This is a genomic window from Pseudomonas fluorescens (assembly GCF_902497875.1).
Lineage (GTDB): Bacteria > Pseudomonadota > Gammaproteobacteria > Pseudomonadales > Pseudomonadaceae > Aquipseudomonas > Aquipseudomonas fluorescens_BR.
In genome coordinates, this window is record NZ_CABVHY010000052.1 from 1 (window position 1) to 12,478 (window position 12,478).

General features: G+C 59.7%; 13 protein-coding genes. 9 read left to right on the top strand and 4 right to left on the bottom strand.

Annotated elements, in window-relative coordinates; genetic code table 11:
• Window positions 1-76 precede the first annotated feature (76 nt).
• The gene (cynS, locus tag F8N85_RS31670) at window positions 77-547 is read right to left on the bottom strand and encodes a cyanase (RefSeq protein WP_150807367.1); all 471 of its coding nucleotides are present in this window, start codon (window positions 545-547) and stop codon (window positions 77-79) included.
• Window positions 548-594: 47 nt separating this feature from the next.
• Window positions 595-1,254: a carbonic anhydrase gene (locus tag F8N85_RS31675; RefSeq protein WP_150807368.1), complete on the bottom strand. Its 660-nt coding sequence runs from the start codon at window positions 1,252-1,254 to the stop codon at window positions 595-597.
• 108 nt (window positions 1,255-1,362) lie between these two features.
• On the opposite strand from F8N85_RS31675, the gene cynR reads away from it, so the two are divergent.
• The 7 genes from cynR to F8N85_RS31715 all read left to right on the top strand — a co-directional run bounded on the left by cynR (window position 1,363) and on the right by F8N85_RS31715 (window position 9,189).
• A complete protein-coding gene (gene cynR / locus F8N85_RS31680) occupies window positions 1,363-2,244 on the top strand; it encodes a transcriptional regulator CynR (RefSeq protein WP_150807369.1) in 882 nt (293 codons plus the stop codon).
• A 367-nt stretch (window positions 2,245-2,611) separates the two neighbouring features.
• On the top strand, window positions 2,612-3,994 hold the full coding sequence (locus F8N85_RS31690) for a glutamine synthetase family protein (protein ID WP_150807371.1): 1,383 nt from the start codon (window positions 2,612-2,614) through the stop codon (window positions 3,992-3,994).
• A 171-nt stretch (window positions 3,995-4,165) separates the two neighbouring features.
• The gene (locus F8N85_RS31695) at window positions 4,166-5,815 is read left to right on the top strand and encodes a phosphoethanolamine transferase (protein ID WP_150807372.1); all 1,650 of its coding nucleotides are present in this window, start codon (window positions 4,166-4,168) and stop codon (window positions 5,813-5,815) included.
• An 84-nt stretch (window positions 5,816-5,899) separates the two neighbouring features.
• Window positions 5,900-6,586: a class I SAM-dependent methyltransferase gene (locus F8N85_RS31700; protein WP_150807373.1), complete on the top strand. Its 687-nt coding sequence runs from the start codon at window positions 5,900-5,902 to the stop codon at window positions 6,584-6,586.
• A 122-nt stretch (window positions 6,587-6,708) separates the two neighbouring features.
• A complete protein-coding gene (gene rnd, locus F8N85_RS31705; RefSeq protein WP_150807374.1) occupies window positions 6,709-7,842 on the top strand; it encodes a ribonuclease D in 1,134 nt (377 codons plus the stop codon).
• The gene (locus F8N85_RS31710) at window positions 7,839-8,132 is read left to right on the top strand and encodes a YcgL domain-containing protein (RefSeq protein WP_150807375.1); all 294 of its coding nucleotides are present in this window, start codon (window positions 7,839-7,841) and stop codon (window positions 8,130-8,132) included. Before rnd ends, F8N85_RS31710 begins: the two co-directional genes overlap by 4 nt.
• A 124-nt stretch (window positions 8,133-8,256) precedes the next feature.
• Window positions 8,257-9,189 carry a D-2-hydroxyacid dehydrogenase gene (locus F8N85_RS31715; protein ID WP_150807376.1) on the top strand — a complete coding sequence of 311 codons (933 nt, stop codon included), beginning with the start codon at window positions 8,257-8,259 and terminating at the stop codon, window positions 9,187-9,189.
• Between the two features lie 117 nt (window positions 9,190-9,306).
• On the opposite strand, the gene F8N85_RS31720 is transcribed toward F8N85_RS31715, so the two are convergent.
• The gene (locus F8N85_RS31720; protein WP_150807377.1) at window positions 9,307-9,900 is read right to left on the bottom strand and encodes a nitroreductase family protein; all 594 of its coding nucleotides are present in this window, start codon (window positions 9,898-9,900) and stop codon (window positions 9,307-9,309) included.
• 282 nt (window positions 9,901-10,182) lie between these two features.
• Here F8N85_RS31720 and F8N85_RS31725 point away from each other — a divergent pair, with 282 nt between their 5' ends.
• Both F8N85_RS31725 and F8N85_RS31730 read left to right on the top strand, forming a co-directional pair.
• Window positions 10,183-10,632, top strand: coding sequence for a YcgN family cysteine cluster protein (locus F8N85_RS31725; protein WP_150807378.1), 450 nt, complete (start codon window positions 10,183-10,185; stop codon window positions 10,630-10,632).
• Window positions 10,633-10,678: 46 nt separating this feature from the next.
• Window positions 10,679-11,917 (top strand): hypothetical protein, encoded by a 1,239-nt coding sequence (locus tag F8N85_RS31730; RefSeq protein WP_150807379.1) that lies wholly within the window; start codon window positions 10,679-10,681, stop codon window positions 11,915-11,917.
• 121 nt (window positions 11,918-12,038) lie between these two features.
• On the opposite strand, the gene F8N85_RS31735 is transcribed toward F8N85_RS31730, so the two are convergent.
• On the bottom strand, window positions 12,039-12,416 hold the full coding sequence (locus F8N85_RS31735; RefSeq protein ID WP_150807380.1) for a DUF2892 domain-containing protein: 378 nt from the start codon (window positions 12,414-12,416) through the stop codon (window positions 12,039-12,041).
• Between the last annotated feature and the right edge of the window lie 62 nt (window positions 12,417-12,478).

The window sequence follows — 12,478 nt, forward strand, 5'->3', positions numbered from 1 at the left end:
GGTGCGGCGATCCGACTTGCCCGCGAAGGCGATTTCAGGATTTGCGCCGATTTCCCCGCGGACAATACCTTTTCAATCAGAACGGCTTGGTCGGCAGGTACTTGCCATCCAGCGTGATCACCGCGCGGGAACCGCCGTCCGGGTCTTCGACTTTCTTGATGTCCAGTTTGAAGTTGATGGCGCTGATGATGCCGTCGCCGAACTGTTCGTGGACCAGCGCCTTGAGCGTCGAGCCGTAGACCTGCAGCATTTCATAGAAACGGTAGACGGTCGGATCGGTCGGGATGCCGCCCTGGATGCTGCCGCGCAAGGGCACGCTTTGCAACAGGCGGCTGGCATTCTGATCCAGGCCGAGTTTGTCGCAGACTACGTCGGCGGCCTCCACCGGTAGAGGGTGTTGACCGAGCAGGGCGGCGGTGACGAAGGCCAGGCTCAGGCCGGTGCCGTCGGTCAGGTCCTGCCACGACAGGTTTTTGCGGGCCTTGGCGTCGATGATGGTGTCGGCCAGGGCCAGACGTGGAGCTTGAGCGAATTGGGATTGCAGCATGGTGATTTCCTCTTGGGTGAAGTACGAAAAGTTGCTTCCACTCTGGGTCAGGCGGCGTGTGGCAATTTGCTGGACTGGGCACAGGTCTTTGGGTAGTCGGTGAGCGAAACGAAGCCCTGTCTGACGCCGTCCAGCGCGACGATGCCGCCGCTTTCAATGTCGTAGACCCAGCCGTGCAGGTTCAGTCGACCCTGCTCCAGGGCCAGAGCGACTGAAGGGTGAGTCTTGAGATTGGCCAGTTGGGCGATGACGTTTTCCCGTACCAGCGAATCGAGTCGCTCTTCGGCCGATGCGTGAGTCCGGGAGGCGTTGATCACCTTGGCCGACTCGGCGTGGCGCAGCCAGTTGGCCACCGCCGGCAGGTGATCGAGGCATTTGCAGGTGGAAATGGCGGTCATCGCACCGCAGTCGGAATGGCCGCAGATCACGATGTCGCTGACGCCGAGCACGGCGACGGCATATTCCACCGTGGCTGACACACCGCCCGGCTCTGGACCATAGGACGGCACTATGTTGCCGGCGTTGCGGATCACGAACATGTCGCCGGGTTCCTGCTGGGTCAGCAGTTCCGGGACTACACGGCTGTCGGAACAGGTGACGAACAAAGTGCCCGGGCTCTGGCGGGTAGCCAATTGCTTGAACAGTTCGCTGCGCTCCGGAAAAGCCTCACGCTGGAACTTGAGAAAGCCGTCGATGATGTCTTGCATGGTGATTCTCCTTGCGTCGCTGATGGGGCAAGGATGAAATTTTTCAGCTATAGCGTCCAAGACCGGTTTATTATTGTCGCCATAAGCCCTTCCTATAGTTGAGCGGCCATGCTGTTACGTCATATTCGCTACCTGCTCGCGGTTGCCGAGCATCGCAACTTCACCAGAGCCGCCGAAGCGCTGCATGTGTCGCAGCCGACGCTGTCGCAGCAGATCAAGCAACTGGAGGACTCCCTCGGCGCGCCGTTGTTCGACCGCTCGGGACGTTGCGTGCGCCTGACCGACGCCGGTGAGGCCTATGTGCGTTATGCACGGCAGGCCTTGCAGGATCTGCAGGCGGCCAAGCGAGCGATGCATGATGTGCAGGATCTGAGTCGCGGTTCGTTGCGCCTGGCCATGACCCCGACCTTCACCGCCTATCTGATCGGTCCGCTGCTGACCCGCTTCAACAGCCTTTACCCGGCAATCACCCTGAGCGTCGAGGAGATGACCCAGGACCGGATTGAAGCGGCGCTGGCGGAAGACCGGCTGGATATCGGCATCGGTTTTTACGGTGAACATCTGGCCGATATCGAATCACAAGCGCTGTTCGCCGAAACCCTGAGCCTGGTGGTGAGTGATACCCATCCGGGGTTTGTCGGGCAACAGTCGCTGAGTGCTCACGAACTGGGCGAGCAGGCGTTGGTCTTGCTCAGCAGCGACTTCGCCACTCGCCAGCACATCGACCGCTACTGTCGCGAGCAAAACATCGCGCCACGCATCGTTATGGAAGCCAACTCCATCAGCGCGATCATCGAGATCGTACGCCGCAGCCCCTTGGCGACCATCCTCCCGCAATCCGTTGCCCGCGAGCAGACGGGCTTGCAGGCGCTGGAGCTCGAACCAGCACTGCTGCAACGCACCGTGGCCTTGCTCAGTCGCAAGGGTGCTTACCGAAGTACCGCGTGTGGGGCCTTTGTCGAGTTGGTCGAACAGCGGGGGAATGTTTAGCCAACCCACAACCAAACTTCGTAAAATCCGGATTTAACGGCTTATCCGCCCGTGTGACGCTGCTCGGCATCTGTCTACTGCGGTTTTTGTATGGACGCTCGGCTGACCGGAATCACACACAAGGCTTCGCCTGGCGTCAGCGCCTCGGGCCTTGGTTATCGATTCACGCCTGCCACCACACCAAACCTGTCTGCACTCCCTTCTGAACTGGCCTTCTGGGCGCTGTGGCACTGTCGTCACGCGCGCCCACCGGATGCCTGTATTTCCCGTTAAGTCTTTATACGGATCGCACTTGGCCCTACATGGCACGGTGGATCGAACCGGCGACGCCTGTGCGTCTGCCTGACGCGGAAATACGAGAGTTCCCATGAGTTTTGCCACGACCCCCTTTGCCTCCCTACAAGAAGCCCAGACCTTTCTGGCGAACAATCCGGATATCGAGATGTTCGAGTTGTTCATCCTCGACAACAACGGCGTGCCGCGGGGCAAGTTGCTGCATCGCGATGAACTGTTGGCGGTGTATGAAAGCGGTCGGCCGCTGCCGAGCACCATCCTCGGGTTGACCATCAATGGCGACGACGTGGAAAACTCCGGGCTGGTCTGGGAAGTCGGCGATATCGACTGTCGGGCGTATCCGCTCAGCGGCAGTTTGCAGCGCATGCCGTGGCGGCTGATCCCTACCGCGGCGGTGCAGGTCAGCATGCACCCGCAAGAGGGGATGCCGGCGACCGTGGCCGATCCGCGGCATCTACTGGCCCAGGTGATCGATGGCCTCAAGGCCGATGGTTTTTACCCGGTCATGGCGGCGGAGCTGGAGTTCTATCTGCTGGATCGTGAGCGCGACAGCAACGGTCGGCCGCAGCCGGCGCGGGATGTCGACGGCGGTCGACCGCGTTCTACCCAGGTCTATGGCTTGCGTGAACTGGAGCAGATCGAACCGTTTCTCGCCGATCTCTACAACGCCTGCAAGCTGCAGGGCATTCCGGCGCGCACGGCGATTTCCGAGTACGCACCGGGGCAGGTGGAGATCACCCTTGAGCATCGCAGCGATGCCTTGCAGGCAATGGATGAGGCGGTGCGCTACAAACGCCTGGTCAAAGGCGTGGCGCACAAGCACGGCATGACCGCCTGTTTCATGGCCAAACCCTTCGATGACCTGGCCGGTACCGGCATGCACATGCATGTCAGCCTGGCGGACAAGGATGGTAATAACCTTTTCGCCAGCGAAGCGCCCGACGGTACGCCGCTGCTCAGGCAGGCAGTCGGCGGCATGCTCAGCACCTTGCTCGACTCGTTGCTGCTGTTCTGCCCCAATGCCAACTCCTACCGGCGTTTCCAGACCAACAGTTACGCGCCGCTGGCCGCGACCTGGGGCGTGGACAACCGTACGGTCAGCCTGCGAGTGCCGGGTGGCCCGGCGTTTTCCCGGCATATCGAACACCGTATCTGCGGCGCCGATGCCAACCCGTATCTGGCGGCAGCGGCGATCCTGGCGGGTATTCATCGGGGCATTCGCGAACAGCGCGACCCTGGCGCGCCGGTTGAAGGCAATGGGTACGCTCAGGCCACCGAGCTGCTGCCGACGGACTGGCTGACCACTTTGCGTGCCCTGGAAGGCTCGTCCTGGGCTCGGGACGCCTTCGGAACCGAGTTTCTCGGGGTCTATCTGGCCGTGAAACGTGCCGAGTACCGGCAATTCATGGGCGAAGTGGGCGAGCAGGACTGGCGCTGGTATCTACATCAAGCGTAATGCGTCGCGCTCCAGATAAAAAGTTTTGGCAAATTGCCACTTGCCAACTATTTGTTCGCTTATTTTTCACGAAAAATTGATGGTTGGCTGCTTAAAGTTTGTGCTGTCGTGGGAAGTGAATGTTCTTGTTACTTCCTGACGGCACTACTTTCAAGGATAAAGCAGACCGTCATGTGGACTATTAAAGCCGTGCGCCCCGAGTGGGTGACGTTGGTGGCCAGTGCCTTTTTATTAATCGGCTTCAACTGTGTGCTCTGGCAACACCTGTTCGACATTACCTCGTTCGACGGGCAAGGCATGGCCATGCGCGTGGCGTTTGGGGTGATGATCGGGTGCGCGTTCAACATTGTCCTGACCCTGCTGGCCTTTCCTTACGTGCTCAAGCCGGTGCTGATCCTGTTGTTTTTAATCAGCGCTGGCGTGGCTTACTTCATGGCGCAGTACGGTGTTTTGATTGATAAGGGAATGTTGCGTAATTTCGCCGAAACCAATGCCACGGAAGTGCGTGATTTACTCTCGATCAAATGGCTTGCCTACGTTTTTTTTCTTGGCGTGTTACCGTCGTGGTTGTTATGGAAGACCCCAATCAACTATCGGTGCTGGCACCGCGAAGTATTAAGTAAAGTGTTGCTCGGTGTTGTATCGGGGGGTGTGCTCGGTGTTGTCGCTCTGGCCAACTACCAGGGTTTGTCTTCGTTGTTTCGTAATCACCATGAGTTGCGCTTGATGATAGTGCCGAGCAATTACATTGGCGCGTCCGTCGGCTATTTGCGTGAGCAGGTGGTGTCCTCCCGGCAACCATTCGTCAAGATTGGTGAAGATGCGCAGAAGAACCCGAGCTGGCAGGCCCATGCCCGCAAGTCGCTGACGGTGCTGGTGGTGGGTGAAAGTGCTCGTGGGTCGAATTTCGGCGTTCTGGGTTATGACCGCGATACCACGCCGAAACTGAATAAAGAGGCCGGCTTGATCGCTTTTACCAACGTGCATTCCTGTGGCACGGAAACCGCAGTGTCGGTGCCATGCATGTTCTCCAATATGGGCCGCAAGGACTACAACGCCAGCACGGCAAAGAACGAAGAAGGTCTGCTTGATGTGCTCAAGCGTGCCGGGCTGGAAGTGATCTGGCGCGACAACCAGTCCGGCTGCAAAGGCACCTGCGACCGGGTCACGCTTCAGGATGTGAGCAATCTCAAGGATGCGGGGTTGTGTGCCAATAGCGAATGCCGCGATGAGATCCTGTTGCAAGGTTTGCAGCACTTCATCGATAACCTCGATAAAGACACCGTGCTGGTGCTGCACCAGATGGGTAGTCATGGTCCGGAATACTTCAAGCGTTATCCCAAGGAGTACGAGCGCTTCACTCCGGTCTGTGAAAGCAATACGCTGAACAGTTGCAGCCGCGAAAGCATCATCAACGGTTACGACAACACGCTGGTGTATACCGATCACGTGTTGGCGACCCTGATCGACTTGCTGCGCAGCAATCAGGACCAGGTCGATACCGCGATGCTCTACCTGTCGGATCACGGTGAGTCGCTCGGTGAGTACAACCTGTTCCTGCACGGCACGCCTTATATGCTGGCGCCGGAACAGCAGAAGCATGTGGCGATGCTCGCCTGGTTTTCGGACAGTTATCAGAAGTCTTTCTCGGTGGACACCCATTGCCTGCAGCTGAGCCGCGAAAAGCCGCTGAGCCAGGACAATCTGTTCCATTCAATGCTTGGCCTGCTGGAAGTCGACAGCAGCGTTTACAACGCCAACCTGGATATGTTTGCCGGTTGCCGCGGGGCTGTGCTCGATGGGGTGTTGGCCACTCAGTGAGATCTTCACTGCCGTTCGACCTTTTTTTCACGTGTCAGTGGCTAACCTGCCGCCCCTTGATCCTTTTACAAGAGTCCGAGTGTCATGTCATCGCAACTCCCATCCACCCTCGAGCTTGAGCTCGCCAGGCGCTACGACCAGGAGCATGCAAAAGTTTGTCTGGACGCGCGCCCCGTCGGCCTGGCCCGGCGGCTCTCGCTTTGGCGCGCTGAGCAGTTGGTTCGCCAGGCGCTCAAGATGGCGGGCGAGCCCGGCCTGATTCTTGACCTGGCCTGCGGTGCAGGGCGTTTCTGGCCGGTGCTGGCGGAGCACGCAAACCGGGTCATTCTGGCGGCGGACAACTCTCAGGATATGCTTGATCACGCCCAGACCCATCATTCGCCTGGCCTGCTCAAGCGGGTCAAAACCTTTCAGAGTTCGGCGTTCACCATTGGCCTGTCGGCCAATGCCGTGGACTGCATTTTTTGCATGCAGTTGTTTCAGCACATCGTCAGCAGCGAGCACCGACTGCTCTTGCTGCGTGAACTGCATCGCGTCAGCCGAGACACAGTGATTGTTTCGGTGCAAGTCACCAGCAGCTTCAGGGTTCGCCGCCGTCGGGCTCCAACTGCTGACCTGGAGGCATCGGCGGATGCTGCAAAACGCCCGTTGGCCAGTAAAACGCTGGTTGAGGGCGAGTTCAGGCAGGCGGGGTTCGAGATTCTCCACTCTCAAGACTTCATGCCCGGCTGCGGCCTCTCGCGGGTCTACGTGCTGCGTAAAGCCCGCTAGTCTCTCCTGTCGGACTATTCTGATAGTCCGATAGGTGTTTTCCCTCACGCTCTTCTGCAGTGAATGCTCGGAAATCGCCGGGGTCGATATATACTGCGCGCCATTCTTCAAGGGAGAGCCGTGTGGCCATCGATATTCACTGGATTCGCGACAACGATAGCCTCGGTCAGTTTTGCGCCGAGTGGCAGCAATTGCCGTTCGTTGCCCTCGACACCGAATTCATGCGGGTCGACACTTTTTATCCGATCGCCGGGCTGCTGCAGATTGGCGATGGCGTGCGCGCTTACCTGATTGACCCATTGACGATCGATAACTGGCAACCCTTGGCCGCCTTGTTGGAAAATCCGGCAGTGATCAAGGTCGTACATGCTTGCAGCGAAGATCTTGAAGTGTTGCTGCGCTTGACCGGCAGCTTGCCGGCACCGTTGTTCGATACCCAATTGGCCGCCGCCTATCTGAACCTGGGCTTTTCCATGGGCTACTCGCGCCTGGTCCAGGAAGTGCTGAGTATCGATCTGCCCAAGGGCGAGACTCGATCCGACTGGCTGCAACGCCCGCTGTCCGAGACCCAGATCAGCTATGCCGCTGAAGATGCGTTGCATTTGGCCGAGGTCTACATCCGCCTGCGTCCGCAGTTGTCGGACGATAAATACGCCTGGGTGCTGGAGGACGGTGCCGAACTGGTGGCCAACCTGCGTCGCGAAGTCGACCCCTACGAGGTCTATCGCGAGGCCAAACTGGCCTGGAAACTTTCCCGCGCCCAGTTGGCTGTATTGCGTGAACTCTGTGCCTGGCGTGAACGCGAAGCGCGTGCCCGTGACCTGCCACGTAACCGGATTGTCCGTGAGCATTCCCTGTGGCCATTGGCCCGGACCCAGCCGGACAACCCCACGGCGCTGGCGAAAATCGAAGACATGCACCCGCGTACCGTACGTCAGGACGGCGAGTTCCTGCTTGAGCTTATCAAGCAAGCTGGCAGTGTCTCCCCTGATCAATGGCCGCCAGCGGTGCCCGAGCCATTGCCGATGGAAGCCGCCGCGCTGATCAAGCGTCTTCGGGCAATCGGCCAGGCCGAAGCCGAGCGCCTGAACATTGCGCCGGAGCTGATGCTGCGCAAGAAAACCCTGGAAGCCCTGCTCAAAAGCGGCTTCCCCGAGGGCCCTTACCAATTGCCCGATTCATTGCGTGGCTGGCGCCGCGAATTGATGGGCCAGAAGCTGCTCGACAGCCTGGCCACCGCCGGAGAACAGCCTTGAAACGTATTTGCTCCATCTACCGAAGCCTGAAGAAAAACGAGATGTACCTCTACGTGCTGAAAAGCGATGCGCTGGAGCGAGTCCCCCCAAGCCTGCTGCTGGCCTTTGGCAAACCGCACCACGCCTTTGACCTGGTGCTGAGCCCGGAGCGCACGCTGTCCCGCGAGGACATCAATGTGGTGCTGGAGAACCTTGAGAAACAGGGCTATCACCTGCAAATGCCGCCGGCTGAGGACGAGTACATCGAACATTTGCCCGAAGAGCTGCTGCGGCGCAATGATCCTATGTGACGGACGGGGCCGGGTGCTCTGTGCGGAGCGCTCTTACACATGAAACTGAATAATCCGGTGGCGGACGTTAATGGTGGGCACCCCCGTCGACGATCCGCTGCACTGTTTTTGAAAGGTTTGAACCATGCGCGTTCTGATTGCTGAACACGACCACGCTCTTTACGCCCAATTGTTGAGTCAGGCCGCTCCTGACCTGGAAGTACTCACCAGCGGCGACTCCGCGGAGCTTGCGAGCTTTGCCGCGGATTGTCCGATCTGGCTCGGCCAGCCGGACCTGCTGGCGACGCTGCTGCGTCAGGGCCATGAGCCGCAGTGGTTGCAATCGACCTGGGCGGGGATCACTCCGTTGCTCGCAGAGGGCTTGCCGCGGCATTACCGCCTGACCCGGGCGGTGGGGATTTTCGGTCAGGTCATGGCCGAGTACGTGCTGACCTACATGCTCGGTCATGAACGCGAAGTGCTGGCACGGCTGGTCAGCCAGGTCGAGCGCAAGTGGGATAACCGCCAGGTCCAAAGCCTGGCCGGGCGCAAGGTGCTGATCGTCGGTACCGGCGACATCGGCTGCAGCGTGGCGCAGTTCCTGTTGCCATTTGGTGTCGAGTTGTATGGCATCGCCAGCGAAGCGCGTGAGCAGGCGCCATTTATCGAGGTCGCCGGGCTGGAAGATCTAGGGCGGTTGGTAGGGGAGGTCGATTATGTGGTCAACCTGCTGCCCAATACGCCGAACACCCATGATCTGTACGACGCGGCGCTGTTCAAGAAATTCAAGCCGACCGGGTTGTTCATCAACGTCGGGCGCGGTGTGGCGGTGGTCGATGCGGACCTGGTCGAGGCCTTGAAAGAAGGGCATCTGGCCGGGGCGGTGATCGACGTCTGCCGCCAGGAGCCGTTGCCGCAACGTCACCCGTTCTGGACCGCCTGGGGCTTGCTGCTGACCGGCCACAGTTCGGCGCCAACTTCACCATCGATGATGGTGCAGTTGTTTGTCGAAAACCTGCGGGCTTACCAGGCTGATACGCCGTTGCGTGGGGAAGTGAGTTTCGAGCGGGGATATTAGGTCCTTTGGCGATCTGACCGGTCCCAAAAAGATCGCAGCCTGCGGCAGCTCCTACAAGGATACGCGTACACCTGTAGGAGCTGCCGCAGGCTGCGATCTTTTGCTATCACTCAAATCTTACAGGCTGAAATCACCCTCAGCCACGGTCTCGCTCAACGGACGGCGCGGGCTTGGGACTTCACGGGCCTGCAGGTACTCGGCCAGGGTCGCCTTGTCCCCCAGCTTGCCGATCGCCACGGCGGCGTGCAGCGCGTAGCCTTCAGGAATATTCAGCTCCTTGCGGGTCAGCTCCTGATCAAAACCGGCCATGCCGTGAGTGTGCCAGCCGCTGAGGCTGGCTTGCAGCGCCAGATGGCCCCAGGCCGAGCCGGTGTCGAAGGTGTGCCACAGCGCCGGCGTTTCTTCTTCGGCGCCTGGAGCGGTGAAGGTGGTTTTCGAGATCACGATTACCAGCGCCGAGGCATGTTGCGCCCAGCTGCGGTTGAATTCATTCAGCAGACCCAGGTAGCGTTCCCAGTTCGGCGTGTCACGACGAGCGTAGAGGAAGCGCCATGGCTGCGAGTTGTAGGCCGAAGGTGCCCAGCGCGCGGCTTCGAAGAAACTCAACAAGGTTTCCTGCGGGATGCTTTCACCGGTGAAGGCGCGGGGCGACCAACGATCGGTGAACTGCGGATGGATGGCATAGTCGGCGACGCGGGGATTAGCGCTCATGAACAGAGATTCCTTGCTGCGTTTGAGTATGAAAGTCGAAAAAAAACCGGCGGGCGCAGTTGAGCTGAGCGGTGAGGTCTTCTTGAGCCGTGGCAGTTCACCTGAATGCAACGCGGTTGAGCGTTAATGGCACTTCGGTTTGGCTCTTTGCGATTGGCAAAGCTACTTCGCCGCGCAAGAACTGACAAGCCCCGTTCTACCGGCAGTCGCAAGCGCTTGGCCGCGGAGCCCTTGCGCACTAGACTGGCGGCCTTTTCACTGCCTGATACTGATGCTTGAGCCATGGCCGCCAAAGTCGAACCTTTCTGGATACGCAAAACCCTCGAACAACTCGATCAAGAGGAATGGGAGTCGTTGTGCGACGGCTGTGGCCTGTGCTGTCTGCAAAAGCTCGAGGACGAAGATGACAACAGCGTCTACTACACGCGCATTGCCTGCAAACTGCTGGACCTGAAAACCTGCCAGTGCAGCGATTACACCAATCGTCGCGACTCGGTGCCCGACTGCATCCAGCTCACACCGGGCAAGGCCGACCAGTTCAAATGGCTGCCGCCGACCTGCGGCTACCGTTTGGTCAGCGAGGGCAAGGACTTGCCGCTCTGGCACCATCTGGTCTGCGGTGATCGCGATGCGGTACACCACGAACGTATCTCTCAATCCGGACGCATGCTCGCCGAGGGCAGCGTGGCTGAAGAGGATTGGGAGGATCATCTGATCTTTCGTGCGGGTTAAGAGCAGGCCGGTTTAGCGTTTCAGGTTGATTCACGAAGGAGTGTGTATGGCTGTGGGGGCAAGGCTACCGTTAGCCTGTTTATTGCTGGCGCTAAGTTCGCCGCTGTGGGCGGCAAAGAAAGTCGATCTGGATTACCACGTGCGCCTGTTGCCGCAGAGCGATCAGGCCGAAGTGCGGCTGACCCTGGCCGACGGCGCTGCGATACGCAGTCTGGACCTGGATCTGGGCAATCGCGGCGACTACAGCGATTTCAAGGCCGATGGCCAGTGGCAATCCTCTACGCCGAAAACGCCCGAAGGGCAGCGCGGTATCTGGCGTCCTGCCAATGGCAAGGCCAGCCTGACCTACCGCGTGCGCATCAGCCATGCCCGCAAGAATGGCACTTTCGAAGCGCGCATGACCCCGAGTTGGGCGTTGCTGCGCGGTGACGACCTGGTACCTGCCGCTCGCCTCGACCAACAGGACGGCATCGAACTGGTGTCGCGCCTGGAATTCGAGTTACCGGCGGGCTGGAAAAGCGTCGAGACCGCCTGGCCGCGTATCGGCAAGAACCGCTTTCGGGTCGACAATGTTTCGCGTCTCTTCGACCGGCCGACTGGCTGGATACTGGCAGGAACCCTGGGCAGCCGTCGCACTCGCCTGGGAGAAACCGAAGTCACGGTCGCCTCGCCGCAAGGGCAGGGCATGCGGCGCATGGACGTGCTGACGCTGCTGACCTTCGTTTGGCCGCAAGTGCAGGCAGCATTCCCGCGTCACCCCAGCAAATTGCTGATTGTCGGCGCTGGCGACCCGATGTGGCGCGGTAGCCTGGCCGGGCGGGATTCGATCTACCTGCACAGCCGCATACCGCTGGTCAGCGAAAACGGCACCAGCCCTTTGGTGCGCGAGTTGGCTCAGGTGTTTGGCCGGATCCACGACAGTCAGCGCAGCGACTGGATCAGTGAGGGGTTTGCCGAGTATTACGCGATCGAGCTGGTACGCCGGGCTGGCGGCATGAGTGACGAACGTTATCAGAGCCTGCAGACCCGATTGGCCAAGGACAGTCATAAAGTCAGCACCTTGCGCGGCGAGCAAATCAGCGGATCGACGGTCGCCAGAGCGGTGTTGTTGCTGCAGGAACTGGATAGCGAAATTCGCCTGAAAACCCGCAACAAGCGTTCGCTGGACGATGTGCTGCACGCCGTCATGCGCCTGGAAAGCGTCAGCACCAAAGAGTTCGTGCAGATGAGCGAAAGCATCCTCGGCGAGTCGTCGTCGGTGCTGGATAGCAAGTTGTTGCAGTAAGGGCAAAGATCAAAAGATCGCAGCCTGCGGCAGCTCCTACAGGGGTACGCGTTCGGCGTAGGAGCTGCCGCAGGCTGCGATCTTTTCGGCTAACGAAAATTTGACTGGTACACCACTGCCATCAAACCCCGGCTTTAGGCGATTCCACCGAGTCATTGCCGGTCACCGTCGCCGTGCGGGTCGCCGCTTCGGCATTGGCTTTCATCCGGCGCAGATCTTCACCGGCCCGTTCGATTTTCGAGCGAACGTTATTCATGTCCTGACGGCTTTTCTCCAGCAGGTCTTTTGCCGAACTGTGGCCAGTAATGCCGCGGGCCAGGGCCACGCCGCCAATCGCTACCTGGATCAGACCGAAGACCCCGCCACGGCGCAGACCTTTGCCCATCATCACTACGCCACCGGCCAGCGAACCAATGCGTTCCCAGCCATGGACGTTCTGCGTCGGCCGGGTCTGGAACGGGGTGGATTCGATGCGCTCTACGATTTTGCTGTCGCTCATGATCTGTCTCCAGGAGGGTGATGGATATAAAGCTGACTGCGCGAGCGCGTCGCTTGTTCCGT